This window comes from Pseudomonas fragi (genome assembly GCF_002269505.1).
Lineage (GTDB): Bacteria > Pseudomonadota > Gammaproteobacteria > Pseudomonadales > Pseudomonadaceae > Aquipseudomonas > Aquipseudomonas fragi_D.
In genome coordinates this window covers 1-17239 of sequence record NZ_NQKQ01000036.1, presented here as the reverse complement: position 1 = coordinate 17239, position 17239 = coordinate 1, and the positions used below count along the sequence as shown (strand labels likewise).

The following is a 17239-nucleotide window of genomic DNA, read 5'->3' as shown; positions in this document are numbered from 1 at the left end:
CGCAGAAGCCGTATGACCCCCTCCCCATTCCGCCGCCTTGTATTTGGCGCCCTGCGTCGCTTGCTGTACCTGTGGGTGCGCTCGGAGACCATCAACCAGTCTTCGCTGACCCTGAACCTGGATCGTAGCCGACCGGTGTTCTATGTACTGCAATCGCCCTCGCTGACCGAACTGGCCGTGGTCGACGCCGAATGCTCCAAGGCCGGCCTGCCGCGCCCGGTACTGCCTGTTGCAGTGGGAGAGATGATTGAACCTGCCGCCTTCTTCTACCTGACCCCCGAGCCCGACTGGCTGGGCCGTCAGGACAAGCGCGGGGCGCCGCCGGTATTGACCCGTCTGGTCGACGGCTTGAGCCAGCACCCGGGCGAAGATGCGCAAATCATCCCGGTCAGCGTGTTCTGGGGCCAATCGCCCGACAGCGAGTCCAGCCCCTGGAAACTGCTGTTCGCCGACAGCTGGGCCGTGACCGGACGCTTGCGGCGCATGCTGCGGATCCTGATTCTGGGCCGCAAAACCCGTGTGCAGTTTTCGGCCCCTATCCATATGCGCGAACTGGTCGACCTCAACAAGGGCCACGAACGCACCGTACGCATGGCCCAGCGCATTTTGCGGGTGCACTTTCGCAACCTGAAAATTTCGACCATCGGCCCCGATCTGTCGCACCGGCGCACGCTGGTCAAGGGCCTGGTCAACGAGCCTTCCGTGCGTCAGGCGATTCTCGATGAAGCCGAGCGCGAGAATATTTCGCCAGACAAGGCCCGTGCCCTTGCGCTGCGCTACGCCAATGAAATCGCCTCGGACTACACCTACACCGCGATCCGTTTTTTTGAAGTGTTGCTGAGCTGGTTCTGGAACAAGATTTACGACGGGGTCAAGGTCAACCAGATCGAGAGCGTGCAAAAGGTCGCTCAGGGCCACGAGATCATTTATGTGCCGTGCCACCGCAGCCATATCGACTACCTGCTGCTGTCCTATCTGCTGTTTCGCAACGGCCTGACCCCGCCGCACATTGCTGCCGGGATCAACCTGAACATGCCGGTGCTGGGCCCGCTGCTACGGCGTGGCGGCGCGTTTTTCATGCGCCGCACCTTCAAGGGCAACCCGTTGTACACCTCGGTGTTCAACGAATACATGCACACCCTGTTCACCAAGGGTTTCCCGGTGGAGTACTTCGTCGAAGGCGGCCGTTCGCGCACCGGACGCATGCTGCAACCAAAAACCGGAATGCTGGCCATCACCGTGCGCAGCTTCTTGCGTTCATCGCGTACGCCTATCGTCTTTGTACCGGTGTACATCGGTTACGAGCGCGTGCTCGAAGGCCGTACCTACCTGGGCGAGCTGCGCGGGGCCAGCAAGAAGAAAGAATCGATTTTTGACATCTTCAAGGTAATCGGCGCCCTTAAAAAACAGAAGTTCGGTCAGGTCGCGGTCAACTTCGGTGAGCCGATCAAGCTTGCCGAGTTTCTCGAGCAGGAGCAGCCGGGCTGGCGTCAGCAGGAGCTTGCACCGTCCTACCGCCCTGAATGGCTAAGCCAGACCACCAACCGTCTGGGCGACAAGGTTGCCCGGCACCTGAACGAAGCTGCGGCCATCAACCCGGTAAACCTGGTGGCGCTGGCACTGTTGTCAACTACCCGCCTGGCCCTGGATGAACAGGCAATGGCCCGCGTGCTGGACCTGTATCTGGCCCTGCTGCGCCGAGTGCCCTACTCGCCGTACACCACCTTGCCCGAGGGCGACGGCCCGGCACTGATCAAGCATGTCAAAGACATGAATCTGCTGGCCGAGCAAAGCGATGCGCTGGGCAAGATCCTCTATCTGGATGAGCAGAACGCGGTTCTGATGACCTATTACCGCAACAACGTGATGCATATCTTTGCCTTGCCGTCGTTGCTCGCCAGCTTCTTCCAGAGCACCTCGCGCATGAGCCGCGAACAGATCCTGCGCTATACCCACGCGCTGTACCCGTACCTGCAATCGGAACTGTTCATTCGCTGGTCTGCAGAAGAACTCGATGGTGTGGTCGACCAATGGCTTGAAGCCTTTGTCGAACAAGGCTTGTTGCGCTTCGAAAAAGACGTGTACCTGCGCCCTGCGCCAAGCTCGCGACACTTTGTGTTGCTGACCCTGCTGTCCAAGAGCATTGCGCAAACCCTGCAGCGCTTTTACATGGCCATATCCTTGCTGCTCAATAGCGGCCAGAACACCTTGAGCGCTGAAGAACTGGAAGACCTGTGCACCATGATGGCCCAGCGCCTGTCGATCCTGCATGGGCTCAATGCCCCGGAATTCTTTGACAAGAGCCTGTTCCGTCACTTTATCCAGACCCTGCTGGAAGAAGACGTGTTGCGCCGCGATGCCAACGGTAAATTGAGCTACCACGAACTGCTCGGCGAACTGGCCGAAGGTGCTGCCAAACGCGTCTTGCCTGCCGAAATCCGCTTGTCGATTCGTCAGGTGGCACTGCATCGCAGTGAAGATGCAGCGGAAATTTCCGAGAGCGTCGGATAATCCTGCAAAGTTGAGTTGAAACGTCTCGACCGATTTCAGCATTCCAATCTGCAACTAGCCTTGGATGTGTGCCGAGTTTTTCGGCACACATCCAACGCAAACCAACGATAAGGAAGTCTGAAAATGACCCAAGACAACGAGAAACCAGGCGAACAGCCGTCCACTGAAACCACAGGCAATACTGGCACGCCCTGGCATATCCGAAATCCCGACGGCAGCGTCCACGGCGGTAATGGCATCCAACCCGCCAGCCGCGACACCCCCGCTGACGACTCCCAGGATGAGTCTCTGACTGAATAACCCACTGAAACAGCAGCGGTTGTCGGGCACAGGTTTGCCGCTTCAGGGCAAGTTCATTGCTAGAATCCCCTTCATTCTCCAGTGTGAAATGTCTTACACAGGAAAAGAAACGGAGTCTGCCACATGAAAAAGTTCCTTTTACTGAGCCTGACCGCCCTGCTGGGAGCCTGTAGTTCCATGAACCCTACCCAGCATGCCAGTCTCGATGGCGAAGTGTTTTACCTGCAACGCATTGCCTTGCCGCCAACGGCGACACTGGAAGTGAGCCTGCAGGATGTGTCCCTGGCCGATGCTCCAGCGGTAACGCTGGCCAAGCAAAGCGGCCCGGTAAAAGGCCAGGTGCCACTACCCTTTCACCTGACCTATGACCCGGCGCAAATCAAGCCCGGCCACACCTACGCAATCAGCGCGCGGATTGAAGAGAACGGCCAGTTGCTGTTTATCAACACCGAGCGCAACAGCGTCGACCTGACGACCACTACCCAGCAGCCGATCCGTGTGCGCGTGGATCAGATTCGCTAATTCGCAAGAACGCCCTCACCCCAACCCTCTCCCTCCGGCAGAGGGTCAGGGTGAGGGGCTTTCGAGTTAGACCTTCTTCACCTTGAACCACGCCGCATACAGCGCGGGCAAGAAAAGCAACGTCAGCACGGTCGCCACGATCAGCCCGCCCATAATGGCCACCGCCATCGGCCCGAAGAACACGCTGCGTGACAACGGAATCATTGCCAGCACCGCCGCCAGTGCGGTCAGCACAATTGGCCGGAATCGCCGCACCGTCGCTTCAATCACCGCCCGCCACGGGTCCAGCCCCGCCGCCTTATCCTGCTCGATCTGGTCCACCAGGATCACCGAGTTGCGCATGATCATCCCCGACAATGCGATGGTGCCCAGCATCGCCACAAAACCAAACGGTTTGCCAAACAACAGCAGGAACAATGTCACCCCGATAAGGCCCAAAGGCGCCGTCAGGAACACCATGACCATGCGCGAGAAACTGCGCAACTGCACCATCAGCAATGTCAGCACCACCACGATAAACAGCGGCACACCGGCTTTCACCGAGTCCTGACCACGGGTGGAGTCTTCCACCGTGCCACCCACCTCCAGCAAATAGCCATCCGGCAGTTCGGCGCGCACGCCTTCCAGGGTCGGCAGAATCTGCTGCACCAGGGTGGCCGGTTGCTCCTTGCCGTAAATATCCGCGCGCACGGTCACGGTCGGCAGACGATTGCGGTGCCAGATAATGCCCTCTTCAAAGCCATATTCCAGGGTCGCAATCTGCGACAGGGCAACGCTCTGGCCATTGTCGGTCGGCACCGCCAGACTCGGCAGCAGCGCCAGCTCGGTACGTTCCTGCGGTGTGCCGCGCAGCAGGATCTCGATCAACTCGTTGTCTTCGCGGTACTGGCTGACCGTTGAGCCCAGCAAGGTACTTTGCAAGAAGCGCGACAGGTTGGCCGTGCTGACTCCCAGTGCACGCGCGCGGTCCTGATCGATATTGAGGTTGACCACCTTGCTCGGCTCTTCCCAGTCCAGGTGCACATTGACCACATGAGGGTTGCCCCGCACCTGGGCCGCTACCTTGCGCGCCAGCGCCCTTACCTCTTCGATATGTTCACCGGTCACCCGGAACTGCACCGGATAGCCCACAGGCGGACCGTTTTCCAGGCGTGTCACCCGCGAACGTATGGTCGGGAACTGCTCATTGAGCGTATCGATCAACCAAGTGCGCAGGCTTTCGCGGTCTTCGATGGTCTTGGCCAGCACCACGAACTGGGCAAAGCTCGCTGCTGGCAACTGCTGGTCCAGAGGCAGGTAATAACGTGGCGAACCGGTGCCCGCGTAAGCCACATAGTTCTCGATGCCGGGGTGATCCTTGAGCAGTGCCTCTAGCTGCTTGACCTGATCGGTGGTGTTGCTCAACGAAGCGCCTTCGGCCAGCTTCATATCGACCATCAGCTCCAGCCGGCTGGACGCCGGGAAGAACTGCTGCGGCACAAACTTGAACAGCACTACCGAGCCCACAAACACCAACGCGGTCAGGGCAATCACGGTTTTGCGCCGGGTCACGCACCACTCCACCAACCGCCGCACGCGCTGGTAAAACGGCGTCGCGTAGGGGTCAGGCACGCCAGCCCCTGTGCCGTGTTTGGCCGCGTGAATCTTCGCCAGGTCCGGCAACAACAGCGCGCCCAGATAAGGCACAAACACCACCGCAGCCACCCACGACGCCAGCAGGGCAATGGTCACCACCTGGAAAATCGAGCGGGTGTATTCGCCGGTGCTCGACTGCGCCATCGCAATCGGCAAAAAGCCCGCAGCCGTAATCAGCGTACCGGTGAGCATCGGAAACGCTGTGCTGGTCCACGCAAAGCTGGCCGCTTTAAGCCGGTCGTAGCCCTGCTCCATTTTGATCGCCATCATTTCTACGGCGATGATCGCGTCGTCGACCAGCAGGCCCAACGCCAGTACCAGCGCACCCAGCGAGATCTTGTGCAGGCCGATGCCAAAGTAATGCATGGCCGCAAAGGTCATGGCCAGCACCAGCGGAATGGTCAGCGCCACCACCATGCCGGTACGCACGCCCAATGAGAAAAAGCTCACCAGCAGAACGATGACCAGCGCTTCGACCAGCACCTGGACAAACTCGCCGACACTGGTTTTCACCGCCGCAGGCTGATCTGAAACCTTGCCCAGTTGCATCCCGGCCGGAAGGTTTTGCTGGATCCGCTCAAACTCGGCATCCAATGCCTTGCCCAGCACCAGGATGTCGCCACCGTCCTTCATCGCTACGGCCAGGCCAATCGCGTCCTGACCCATAAAGCGCATGCGCGGCGCCGGCGGATCATTAAAGCCGCGGCGCACATCGGCTACATCGCTGATGCGTAAAGTGCGCTCGCCGACGCGAATGGGGAAACGCTCGATCTCTTCAACCGTCTTGAAATTACCGCTTACGCGCAGTTGCACGCGCTCGGTGGGCGTTTCAAAGAAACCCGCCGTGGAAACCGCATTCTGCTCTTCAAGGGCTTTTTGCACGGCCGCCAGCGGCAAACCCAGGGTCGCCAGCTTGAGGTTGGACAGCTCGATCCAGATTTTTTCGTCCTGCAGGCCCAGCAACTCGACCTTGCCCACATCCTTGACCCGCTGTAGCTGGATCTGGATACGGTCGGCGTAGTCCTTGAGTACTGCGTAGTCGTAACCTTCGCCGCTCAGGCTGTAGATATTGCCGAAAGTGGTGCCGAATTCATCGTTGTAGAACGGCCCCTGCGCATCCGGCGGCAATGTGTGGCGTATATCACTGATCTTTTTGCGCACCTGATACCACAGCTCGGGGATCTGGTCGGAATGCATCGAATCGCGGGCCATAAAGGTCACTTGCGATTCGCCGGGGCGCGAGAACGAGACAATGCGCTCGTACTCGCCGGTTTCCATCAGTTTCTTCTCGATTCGTTCAGTGACCTGACGCGAGACTTCTTCAGCCGTGGCGCCCGGCCACAGGGTGCGGATTACCATGGCCTTGAAGGTAAACGGCGGGTCTTCGCTTTGCCCTAATTTCGTGTATGACAGCCCGCCAACTATCGCCAGCAAAAGCATCAGAAACAGTACGATCTGGCGATTGCGCAGCGCCCATGCGGAAAGGTTAAAACCCATGGCGACTACTCCTTCGCCGCGACATTGATCGCCCGGTTGGAGCGATCAATCGGCCGCACCTCCTGGCCCGGATGCAGTACATGCACCCCGGCGGCAACGATCCAGTCCTCAGCCTTGAGACCTTCAAGCACCGGCACGCTGTTTTCGCCAAACGGCCCTACCCGCACAGGTACTTGTTCAAGTTTGTTGCCCTGGCCGACACGCCACACGTAGGCCGCACCGTTCTCGGCTGTCAGGGCCGACAGCGGCACGGACAGAGAGCTGGCGCCTTCGCTCTGAATAAACACCCGGGCACTTTGACCAAGCTCTGCAGGCACCTTGCCTGCGGTGAAAGCGATACGGGCAGCAAAGGTGCGCGATTTAGGATCGGCTGAAGGCGACAACTCGCGGATGCGACCGCTGAAGCGCTGGCCGGGTTGCGACCACAACTCGACGGCCACCGGCAGACCGATCTTGAAGCGGCCAAAATCCTGTTCCGGCAAGCTGATCAGCACTTCGCGCTCACCATCGGCGGCCAGGGTGAACACCGTTTGCCCGGCACTGACCACTTGCCCTACTTCAACCTGACGCTGGGCAATCACGCCATCTTGTGGAGCACGCAATACCGCATAGCTCGCCTGATTGCTGGCCACGTCCTGCTCGGCCTTGAGCTGCTGCAGCTTGGCTTCGCCGGAACGGTAAAGGTTTTCCGCATTGTCGAACTGAGATCGGCTGACCATCTGCCGGTCCAGCAGGGTTTTGTAGCGGTCGCGCTCGGCACGCACCAGGTTCAGGTTGGCCTGCCCGGCGGCGACCTGGGCGCGGGTGGCGTCCAGTTGCAGGCGCACATCTTGCGGGTCCAGTTCGGCCAGCGGCTGGTTGGCCTTGACCCGCTCACCCTCATCCACCAAACGCTTGGTAACTTTACCGCCAATTCGGAACGCCAACTGCGGATCGAACCGCGCCCGCACTTCGCCAGGGTAACTTTGACTGGCCAGAGCCGAAGGCTGCGGTTGCACCACCATTGCCGGGCTGATGCTGATTTTTGCGGGCTCCTGCTGCCCACACCCAGACAATAAAAACAGCAGACACACAGGCACAGCGCGGGGCAAGGCATGGCGCAACATGGTGATGACCTTTCGCTAATGGGGCTTGGAATATTTATACTGGCAGCATGTTATTAATACTAAACTCACCAGTCCAGTAATAAACGGATATGTCTGACAATCCTTTACCCCCCAATCCCCTCGGGCGCCCCAAGGACCTGGCAAAACGCCAGTCGATCCTCGACGCGGCCAAAAGCCTGTTTTTGACCAAGGGCTATGCCAACACCAGCATGGATGCGGTTGCGGGCCTGGCCGGTGTGTCAAAACTGACGGTCTACAGCCACTTCACCGATAAGGAGACCCTGTTTTCATCGGCCATCATGTCCAAATGCACCGAGCAGTTGCCGGTGTTGTTTTTTGAATTGCCTGCAGGCAAGCCGATCAGGGATGTATTGCTCAATATTGCCCGAGGCTTTCAGGTGCTGATCAACAGTGAGGAGTCACTGAACCTGCATCGCCTGATGGTCGCCCTGGGCAGCCAGGACCCCAAGTTGTCGCAGATCTTTCTGGAAGCCGGGCCGGAGCGCGTGGTGCACGAGATGGAGGGACTATTGCGCAAGATGGATCAAAGCGGTGCGCTGCAGATCGACAACCCGCATTATGCGGCGGAGCACTTTTTTTGCATGCTCAAGGGTGCGCCGAACTTTCGCCTGCTGTTTGCCGGCGGTGAGCCACCGGGGCCTGAGGAAAGCGAGTCCCATGTGCAGGAAGTGGTGGGGATATTTATGCGGGCTTATCAGCCAGTTTGAAGCAACTGTGGGAGCGGGCTTGCTCGCTCCCACAACAAGCCCGCTTCCACTGGAGGTTATTGCTGGGTTTAAGGCTTCAACGCCTTCTTCGGATAAATATCGTACCGGCTCGATTTACCATCCAGCGCATGGCTCGGCTTGGGCCCGGCAATGCAGGGTGCCTTGCGCGGGCGCTTGACCACCACACGGTGACTGGCCAGCGCCAATGCCGCCTCCAGCAGTGCCGGGGCATCGTTGTCATCACCCACCAATGGCCGGAACAAGCGCATTTCCTTTTTCACCAGGGCGGTTTTCTCGCGATGGGGGAACATCGGGTCCAGGTAGATCACCTGCGGCGGTTCACCTTCCCAATTGCGCATCACCTCGATCGAATTGCCCTTGAGCAAGTGCATGCGCGAGACGATGGGTGCCACGTCAAAGTCGTCCAGGCCACGTGCCAGCCCGTCTTCCAGCAAAGCGCCAATCAGCGGCTGGCGCTCGATCAGGCTCATTTCGCAGCCCAGGCTGGCCAGCACAAATGCATCCTTGCCCAGCCCCGCCGTGGCATCCAGCACCCGCGGGCGCACGCCCTGCTGGATGCCCACGGCCTTGGCAATCATCTGCCCGGTGCCGCCACCAAACAAACGGCGATGGGCCGCGCCGCCCTCGACAAAGTCGACCCGCACCGGGCCCGGCGCATCTGCGCCCAACTGCTGCAACTGCAAACCCTGGGCGCTCAACTGCAAGGCGAACTCTGCGTCCGGTTCGTCCAACGACAAACCCAGACGCTCAGCCCATTGCTCGGCCAGGGCCTGATAAGCCTCGTCCAGTGCCTCGACTTTGATACGACAGCCCGCTGTTTGCTCAATCATCTAAAAACACGCTCAAAAATTTAATGATCGGCAAAGACTGCCGATAAATGAAATATCCGGCATTTTGCCAGAGCTGGGCCTCGACCGAGAGCTATGTCAGACATTCATTGCGCATCTATCGGCTTTATTGCGCCAGTTGGCGACTTTGGCCGACACAATTCTCAGATCACAGGAAGCGTCAATCACCTGTGGAAGGACTTCTACGCCCAGGCGTTGGCAGAACAGTCCGGTACTGAAGCATTTGCCGCGCTCGATGTAGCACCCGCCATCAAGGATGAAAATACCGAGCCTCGTGGCGGTACCGAGGTGCTGGGCACTATCGTCACCCAGCGCCATTGCGAAGTTCAGGACACCGAGCTGCGCCCGCCGCAAGCCCTGTTCCTGCCCATTGCCGAGTTCGAGCTGGATTTACTGCCGCCGCCAGCGGTGCCCTATCCGCCGGAAGAAATCATCGCTCAACAGCATCAGCAGGATTTCACCGCGACCTGGGTGCGGCCGTTGGTCATGGCTCAGGGTCATCCGCTGCCTGATCCGGGACCGGGACCTGAGCCACGCCCTCTGCATCTACCGATCGCCGAGTTCGAGACAGACCTGCTGCCACCGCCCGCCGAGCCCTTCGACGCCATGGCACTGATCGAGCAACAACGGGCCATGGACTTCGATCTGGGCTGGGCGCGCCCGCTGGTGGTCAATAACCTGCGTCTGGCGGCTTAAAGCAGACCCAACTGCTCGGCCGTGGACGGCTGATGCAATTCGGGCAATTGCGGCAAGCCCGGTAACCGTTCACTCAATTGCTGATGAAAACGCCGCGCCAGTTCAGGCGCCCGGTGATTGTCCGGTGTATGCAGAAACATATAAGGCGTACGCCCTTCCTCAATCCAGCCCGCAACTTTTTCAACCCAGGGCAATAAATACGGATCGTTGGCCTCCAGCTCCGGGCGACCAATAAAACGCACCTGAGGGCATTGCGTAAAGGCCGCCGGACGCGGTGGCACCCGGGGTTTTTTCGCTTGCGCGTGGCGCACCGCAGGGTCGCTCGAATCGCAACTGAACAGTGCCCGCGGATCAAGGCAGATACGCTCGACCTCGCGATCCATCAGCAAGCGGTTAAGCAAGCGCTCGGCATCGCCTCTGGCAAAGAACTCCGGGTGACGCACTTCAACGGCCAGCGGCCGCTGCAGGGCGTCCACAAAGCTCACCAGCTCAGCCAGGCGCTGCGGCCCGAAGCTTGCCGGCAGTTGTAGCCAAAACGGCGCTACACGCACTCCAAGAGGCTGCAGCAGCTGCAGGAAGTCTTCTGCTGCATGCAACTGTTCGCGCAAATCACCGCCGTGGCTGATATCCCTTGGGAACTTGGTCGTCAGCCGAAAGTGTTCGGGCGTGCTTTGCGCCCAGCGCTGCACCGTGGTTGGCGCGGGACGGGCATAGAAAGTGGTGTTGCCTTCGACGGCATTGAAGACCTGCGCATACAGGCTCAGAAAATTCGCCGGGCGGGCGTTTTGTGGATACAGGCCTTCGCGCCAGGCGTTTTCACTCCAGGACGGGCAACCCAGGTAGTAAGGAAGCTCAGTCATACACTCAGATATACAGATCCAGGCCCAGCACTTCCTGCTCCCAGTCAACGAAGCCTGCGGTGGTCAGGTAGCTGGCAAGGGCACTGGCCGCGCTTTTGCTCATGGCACGCTGGAAGATCATGTCTTGCGAGCGCACCGGCAACTGGCTGATGCGTTCGTTGCCGGAGGATGTACGAGGGGTGTTGTCGGGCGCGGCCTCTGTGTCTTCAACCGACTCATCAACCACCGCCTGACCATTACGCGGTTTGCGCTTGATGGGGTATGACCGGGGAGAAAAGCCGTCAATGCGCATGGCTGCATGCTCGGGGGTGATAGATACAATTTAGCGGCGCCGGCCAGACTAAGCAAATGGACTGGGGAAAACCCTGCGTTCGGCGGCGAAGCCGTCGTAAACCCTGACAACGGGTTTCGACTGGCACACCGCCGTGCCTGATTTCGCGACGACTTCGTCGCCGATCGCAGCCTCGTTCCTGCGGCAGCGACTACAAAAGCGGATCAAACGCCACGTTCGGCCTTTGTTGCCGCAACCTTGTCACGCAGGTACACCGGCTGGGCGTCATCGGCGCGGATGGCTTCGCCGCGGGCCCAGGCAAAGCGGGCCAGGGTCAGCAGGTCTTCGGCATGGGGCAACATGCCCGCGTCCAGCGCATACGGCTTGACCTGCAAACGCTCGGCATAACCCCAGCCAGTGCCCGCGCCATACCAGTCACCTGTGGCGCCATCAGGCAAGGCTGCAGCTTCGGGTGCCAATACCGCTTCAGCACCTTGCAGACGCATCTCACCCGCCTCTTCGCGATAGCAACCCCAGTACACCTCGTCCATGCGCGCATCAATCGCCGCTACCACCTGGGTGGCGCCGTGCTCGCGGTGCGCGCGCTGGGCCAGGACCGCCAGGTTGGAAATCGGCAACACCGGGCGCTCCAGCGCAAAGGCCAGGCCCTGCACCACACCAATGGCGATACGCACACCGGTAAAGGCACCAGGTCCGCGACCGAAGGCAATGGCCTCCACCGCCGACAGTTCCACACCGGCCGCAGCCAGCAGGTCCTTGATCATCGGTAACAGCTTTTGCGCATGCAGGCGCGGGATCACCTCGTAGTGGCTAGTAACCTTGCCATCGTGCAACAAGGCAACTGAGCAAGCTTCAGTCGCGGTATCCAGGGCCAGCAAGGTGGTCATCGGTGTTCCCGTCAGAATCAGAATTGAAAAAAGTGCAGCAGTATAAACAACAACAGCCCGCAAGCGGGCTGTTGTCATGACGCAAAATCGACTAATCAGCTCAGTGCTTCAAGCACCTTGGCCGTGATCGATTCTACCGAGCCAACGCCTTCAACGTGGCTGTACTTGGGCTTGCCCTGGGCAGCGGCCAGCTTCTGGTAGAAGTCCACCAGCGGCTTGGTTTGCGAATGGTAAACAGACAGACGGTGACGAACGGTTTCTTCGGTATCGTCCTTGCGCTGTACCAGGTCTTCGCCGGTCACATCGTCCTTGCCTTCAACTTTTGGCGGGTTGTAGACGGTGTGGTAAACGCGGCCAGAGGCTTCGTGTACGCGACGGCCAGCAATGCGCTGGACGATCTCTTCGTCTTCAACGGCGATTTCCAGCACGTGGTCCAGCTCGACACCGGCTTTGACCAGGGCTTCAGCCTGCGGGATGGTGCGCGGGAAACCGTCGAACAGGAAACCGTTGACGCAATCCGGCTGAGCAATACGCTCTTTCACCAGGTTGATGATCAGGTCATCGGAAACCAGACCGCCGCTGTCCATCACGCCTTTGGCGATCAGGCCCAGTTCGGTGCCGGCTTTCACGGCTGCACGCAACATGTCGCCGGTGGAGATTTGCGGGATGCCAAATTTTTCAGTGATGAACTTAGCCTGAGTACCTTTACCGGCCCCGGGAGCTCCCAGCAGAATTACGCGCATCGATGTGCTCCTCAAATTTTTTATTTAAATGACAACAGACTCGCCTCTTTGGGCCAATCTCAAAATCGGGTTCTGGCCATCAAAACGGCCAAGGGCTGATCAAGATACACAGCAGGCCCGGCCCACACAAGCCGCCCAAAGTAGGAAAAATTACAGCCAAACGGGCCTGTGCGGCCGGGTGTCACAGGTCGCAACCCCACAATAAAGTGTCGCGCCCGCACAGGGATCGGCATCCGGTCTGCCGTGTGCCTGCACGCTGCGGCGCGACATTTACCAGCGTTTTACCCTAGCCGGTGTTGCGCAAGCCGGCCGCGATCCCGGCCACAGTCACCAGCAACGCTTGTTCCAGAGGGCTGTCCTGCGCCGCTTGCTGGCGTCGCGATCGCGCCAGCAGCTCGGCCTGCAATAGATGAAGAGGATCAAGGTAAGTGTTGCGCAAACGGATGAACTCAAGGGTCTCCGGGCTATGTGCCATCAACTGCGCCTGACCGGTCAAACCCAGTACCACGGAACACGCCTGCGACAATAAGTCGCGTAAGTGCGCACCCAATGGCAGCAGTTCCGGGCTCACCAGACGCTCGTCGTAGAGCCGGGCGATATCGGCATCGGCCTTGGCCAGCACCATCTCCAGCATGTCGATACGGGTGCGGAAAAACGGCCACTGCTCGCGCATTTGCGCCAACTGCTCACCTTCGCCGCGAGCCAGTGCCTGGCTCAGTGCGGTCTCCCAGCCCAGCCAGGCGGGTAACATCAGGCGGGTTTGAGTCCAGCCGAAAATCCACGGGATGGCCCGCAGGCTTTCAATCCCCCCTGCCCGGCGCTTGGCCGGCCGACTGCCCAAAGGCAAGCGGCCCAGCTCCTGCTCCGGAGTGGACTGACGGAAATACTCGACGAACTGCGGATTGTCCCGAACCACGCCACGGTAGGCGGCAACACCGTCCGCTGCCAGCTCATCCATCAGCACCCGCCAGCCCGGCTCCGGCAAGGGCGGCGGCAGCAAAGTGGCTTCCAGTACTGCGGCCAGATACAGATTGAGATTTTGTTCGGCAATGTCCGGCAGGCCGAATTTGAAGCGAATCATTTCGCCTTGTTCAGTGGTGCGGAAACGCCCCGCCACCGAGCCCGGCGGCTGTGACAGGATCGCCGCGTGAGCCGGACCACCGCCGCGCCCCACGGTACCGCCGCGGCCATGGAACAACAGCAGTTCAACACCCTGTTCACGGCAGATATTGACCAGTGACTCCTGCGCCCGATACTGCGCCCAGGCCGCCGCCGTAGTGCCAGCATCCTTGGCTGAGTCGGAATAACCGATCATCACTTCCTGCGGGCCCTGCAGGTGCGCGCGATAGCCCGGCAACAGCAACAGGCGCTCGACCACCGGGCCGGCATTGTCGAGGTCAGCCAGGGTTTCAAACAGCGGTACAACCCGCATTGGCCGCTCCAGCCCGGCCTCCTTGAGCAACAGTTGCACCGCCAGTACATCCGAGGCAGCACCGGCCATCGAAATCACGTAGGAGCCCAGCGAAGCGCCCGGTGCGGCAGCGACTTCACGGCAGGTCGCCAGCACTTCGGCGGTGTCGGCACCCGGTTTGAAATAACCGGGCAACAACGGCCGACGGTTGTTCAATTCACGCATCAGAAAGATCAGGCGCGCATCTTCGTCCCAGTCTTCATAGCGGCCCAGGCCCAGGTAATCGGTGATTTCAGTCATGGCCGAGGCATGGCGTGCAGCATCCTGGCGAACATCGAGGCGCACCAGGAACAGGCCGAAGGTCACGGCCCGGCGCAGAAAGTCCAACAACGGGCCATCGGCAATCACCCCCATGCCACAGGCATGCAATGACTGATAGCAAAGCTGCAACGGCGCCAGCAGTTCGCGGTTGTCCTGCAGCACTTCGGGCGGTGCGGCCTGGGTGCTGTGCAAGGCGCTGTGGGCCCAGCTGCGCGTCGCCCGCAGGCGTTCGCGCAGTTGCTTGAGCACGGCCCGATACGGTTCGGCACTGTCGCCTGCGGCGGCCAGCAACTCGGCGCTGGCGTGTTGCATCGACAGATCGGCGGCCAGTTTGTCGAGATCGCGCAGGTACAGATCGGCGGCCATCCAGCGCGCCAGCAGCAGTACTTCACGGGTCACGCTGGCAGTGACATTGGGGTTGCCGTCACGGTCGCCGCCCATCCAGGAAGCAAAGCGGATCGGGGCCGCTTCCAGAGGCAAATGCAGGCCGGTGGCCGCATGCAGGGCCTTGTCGGCCTTGCGCAACATGTGCGGCACGGCGTGCCACAACGAATGCTCGATAACCGCAAACCCCCACTTGGCCTCATCCACAGGCGTGGGCCGGGTACGGCGGATTTCTTCGGTATGCCAGGCCTCGGCAATCAGGCGCTGCAAGCGCTGCTGGATCTCGGATTTTTCCGCCAGGGTCAGGTCGCGGTGGTCCTGGGCTGCCAGTTGTTCGGCGATTGCATCGTACTTTTGAATCAGCGTACGGCGGGTCACCTCAGTAGGGTGCGCGGTGAGCACCAGTTCGATTTCAAGGCGGCTGACCTGACGCGCCAGCGACTCCGGGTCATGCCCTTCGGCCAGCAGACGTTCCAGCAGTTGCGGCAAGACCAGCGCTTCGAAGGGTTGAGGTTGGCCTTCTTCGCGCCGATGGATCAATTCGTACTGTTCGGCAATGTTGGCCAGGTTCAAAAACTGGTTGAACGCCCGCGCCACCGGCAGCACTTCATCGTCGCTCACAGCATCCAGAATCGCACTCAACTCCTCGCCCGTGGTGCCGCGCCGGTCGGCCTTGGCCCCTTGGCGTATGCGCTCGATCTTGGCGAGAAAAGCGTCGCCGTATTGGTCACGAATCGTATTACCCAACAGCTCACCCAGCAGGTGAACATCATCGCGCAAGCGTGCATCAATATCGGTCATCAGCAATTTCTCCAGCAGGATCCGGGGACAGCTCGTGCCCCAAGAGTGCGTTGCAAACGCTGCCTGTGGCAAGCCATGGGGGGCGCAGATTTTAAAAAATGTGCTGACCAATCGGTCAAAAAAACTTTTAGGCCAAATGCCATCTTTTTTTGAACTATTCAAAAATCGCTTCGGTCACAGCCAGTAACCATCACCGCTGGAACTCGTGTTCCAACACTCCGGGTGACTTCGCCAGTCGTGATGGAATTTGCTGTTTTTAAGGAGCTTCCCAATGGAGTTGAAGACCATGATGACCCGCACTGTCAAAACCACCTCACCTCGCCTGCGCGGGCTAAAACTGGCTGCGCTGGCAATCGGCACCAGCTTCGTTCTGGCCGGTTGCGCTGGCAATCCACCATCAGAGCAATATGCCGTGACTCAATCGGCGGTGAATAACGCCGTGAGCGCTGGCGCCACTGAATATGCACCGGTGGAAATGAAATCGGCCCAGGACAAACTCAAGCAAGCCGAGTTGGCCATGCATGACAAAAAATACGACGAGGCCCGTCGTCTATCCGAACAAGCGGAGTGGGACGCTCGCTTAGCAGAGCGCAAAGCCCAGGCGGCGAAGGCCGAGAAGGCTGTTCAGGATGCTCAGAATGCCGTTCAGCAACTGCGTCAGGAAGGCATGCGCAGCGTTCAATAAACGCTGCCCTTTTTTGACTGCATCTGGCGACACAGCATTCCTAATCGATAGAAAGGACTACATATCATGCGCAATACAGTAATGATCCCTGCCCTGTTGGCTCTGAGCGTTGGCCTGGCGGCGTGCTCGCACCAGCCGAACGTCAATCTGGAAAACGCCAAGACCAACTTCTCGGCCCTGCAAACCAACCCTGAAGCGACCAAGGTTGCAGCGCTGGAAACCAAGGACGCCAGCGAATGGCTGGACAAGGCTGAGAAGGCTTACCTGAACAAGGAAGACGATTCCAAGGTTGACCAGTTGGCTTACCTGACCAACCAGCGTGTGGAAGTGGCCAAGCAAACCATCGCGCTGCGTACTGCTGAAAACAACCTGAAAAACGCCGGTGCTGCGCGTAACCAGGCCCTGCTCGATGCCCGTGATGCGCAGATCCAGCAACTCAAGGGCATGAACGCCAAGCAAACCGAGCGCGGCACGCTGGTGACCTTTGGTGATGTGCTGTTCCAATTCGGCAAGTCCGAGCTGCAACCCAATGGCATGCGCAATATCAACACCCTGGCCGAGTACCTGTTGCAGAACCCGGACCGCAAGGTGATTGTCGAGGGTTACACCGACAGCGTTGGTTCGGCAGCTTTCAACCAGACCCTGTCCGAGCGCCGTGCCGAGTCGGTGCGTAATGCACTGGTGCGCAAAGGCGTAGATCCGACCCGTATCGTGGCCCAGGGCTATGGCAAGGAATACCCGGTGGCCAGCAACAGCACCGACTCTGGCCGCGCCCAGAACCGTCGTGTTGAAGTCACCATCTCCAACGACAACCAGCCGGTAGCACCCCGTTCGACCATGAAGTAAGCCAATAAAAAGCCCCGCCTGAGTGATCAGGCGGGGCTTTTTATTGGGCGGCTGGTGAGATCAAGAGCCCCTCACTGTAGAGACCGGTAGATCCTTTACACATCTGACCGGGTACATCGTTTACACATTTACAGGCTTGAGACGC

Annotated in this window: 15 protein-coding genes; 7 read left to right on the top strand and 8 right to left on the bottom strand. The window is 59.7% G+C overall.

The window, feature by feature from the left end:
• Positions 1 to 12 precede the first annotated feature (12 nt).
• The 3 genes from plsB (at position 13) to CJU81_RS22215 (ending at position 3333) form a co-directional block, all read left to right on the top strand.
• Positions 13 to 2511 (top strand): glycerol-3-phosphate 1-O-acyltransferase PlsB, encoded by a 2499-nt coding sequence (gene plsB, locus CJU81_RS22220; protein WP_095038270.1) that lies wholly within the window; start codon positions 13 to 15, stop codon positions 2509 to 2511.
• A 123-nt stretch (positions 2512 to 2634) separates the two neighbouring features.
• Positions 2635 to 2811: a hypothetical protein gene (locus CJU81_RS24125; RefSeq protein WP_176464896.1), complete on the top strand. Its 177-nt coding sequence runs from the start codon at positions 2635 to 2637 to the stop codon at positions 2809 to 2811.
• Between the two features lie 123 nt (positions 2812 to 2934).
• On the top strand, positions 2935 to 3333 hold the full coding sequence (locus tag CJU81_RS22215) for a YbaY family lipoprotein (protein ID WP_095028862.1): 399 nt from the start codon (positions 2935 to 2937) through the stop codon (positions 3331 to 3333).
• A 66-nt stretch (positions 3334 to 3399) separates the two neighbouring features.
• On the opposite strand, the gene CJU81_RS22210 is transcribed toward CJU81_RS22215, so the two are convergent.
• Positions 3400 to 6465 (bottom strand): efflux RND transporter permease subunit, encoded by a 3066-nt coding sequence (locus tag CJU81_RS22210; RefSeq protein WP_095038269.1) that lies wholly within the window; start codon positions 6463 to 6465, stop codon positions 3400 to 3402.
• A 5-nt stretch (positions 6466 to 6470) separates the two neighbouring features.
• A complete protein-coding gene (locus tag CJU81_RS22205; RefSeq protein WP_095038268.1) occupies positions 6471 to 7571 on the bottom strand; it encodes an efflux RND transporter periplasmic adaptor subunit in 1101 nt (366 codons plus the stop codon).
• Between the two features lie 89 nt (positions 7572 to 7660).
• On the opposite strand from CJU81_RS22205, the gene CJU81_RS22200 reads away from it, so the two are divergent.
• Complete coding sequence (locus tag CJU81_RS22200; protein ID WP_095038267.1) at positions 7661 to 8299, top strand: TetR/AcrR family transcriptional regulator; 639 nt, start codon at positions 7661 to 7663, stop codon at positions 8297 to 8299.
• A gap of 68 nt (positions 8300 to 8367) precedes the next feature.
• Here the strand turns inward: CJU81_RS22200 and CJU81_RS22195 are convergent, their stop codons facing one another.
• Positions 8368 to 9150, bottom strand: a complete 783-nt coding sequence (locus CJU81_RS22195; RefSeq protein WP_095028866.1) for a class I SAM-dependent methyltransferase — start codon at positions 9148 to 9150, stop codon at positions 8368 to 8370.
• A gap of 93 nt (positions 9151 to 9243) precedes the next feature.
• Between CJU81_RS22195 and CJU81_RS22190 the strand changes: the two genes are divergently transcribed.
• Complete coding sequence (locus CJU81_RS22190; protein ID WP_095038266.1) at positions 9244 to 9864, top strand: energy transducer TonB; 621 nt, start codon at positions 9244 to 9246, stop codon at positions 9862 to 9864.
• On the opposite strand, the gene CJU81_RS22185 is transcribed toward CJU81_RS22190, so the two are convergent.
• The 5 genes from CJU81_RS22185 to ppc form a co-directional block, all read right to left on the bottom strand.
• A complete protein-coding gene (locus tag CJU81_RS22185) occupies positions 9861 to 10724 on the bottom strand; it encodes a DUF72 domain-containing protein (protein ID WP_095038265.1) in 864 nt (287 codons plus the stop codon). The two genes, CJU81_RS22190 and CJU81_RS22185, sit on opposite strands and share 4 nt — an antisense overlap.
• 4 nt (positions 10725 to 10728) lie before the next feature.
• Positions 10729 to 11016: a hypothetical protein gene (locus CJU81_RS22180; protein WP_095038264.1), complete on the bottom strand. Its 288-nt coding sequence runs from the start codon at positions 11014 to 11016 to the stop codon at positions 10729 to 10731.
• Between the two features lie 203 nt (positions 11017 to 11219).
• Positions 11220 to 11903, bottom strand: coding sequence for a tRNA (adenosine(37)-N6)-threonylcarbamoyltransferase complex dimerization subunit type 1 TsaB (gene tsaB, locus CJU81_RS22175; RefSeq protein WP_095038263.1), 684 nt, complete (start codon positions 11901 to 11903; stop codon positions 11220 to 11222).
• A gap of 95 nt (positions 11904 to 11998) precedes the next feature.
• The gene (adk, locus tag CJU81_RS22170) at positions 11999 to 12646 is read right to left on the bottom strand and encodes an adenylate kinase (protein ID WP_095001284.1); all 648 of its coding nucleotides are present in this window, start codon (positions 12644 to 12646) and stop codon (positions 11999 to 12001) included.
• A 286-nt stretch (positions 12647 to 12932) separates the two neighbouring features.
• Entirely contained in the window at positions 12933 to 15563 is a 2631-nt protein-coding gene (gene ppc / locus CJU81_RS22165; RefSeq protein ID WP_095028871.1) for a phosphoenolpyruvate carboxylase, read from the bottom strand.
• A 271-nt stretch (positions 15564 to 15834) separates the two neighbouring features.
• Between ppc and CJU81_RS22160 the strand changes: the two genes are divergently transcribed.
• Both CJU81_RS22160 and CJU81_RS22155 read left to right on the top strand, forming a co-directional pair.
• Positions 15835 to 16248 carry a DUF4398 domain-containing protein gene (locus CJU81_RS22160; protein ID WP_095028872.1) on the top strand — a complete coding sequence of 138 codons (414 nt, stop codon included), beginning with the start codon at positions 15835 to 15837 and terminating at the stop codon, positions 16246 to 16248.
• A gap of 66 nt (positions 16249 to 16314) precedes the next feature.
• Positions 16315 to 17094: an OmpA family protein gene (locus CJU81_RS22155; RefSeq protein ID WP_095038262.1), complete on the top strand. Its 780-nt coding sequence runs from the start codon at positions 16315 to 16317 to the stop codon at positions 17092 to 17094.
• Positions 17095 to 17239 lie beyond the last annotated feature (145 nt).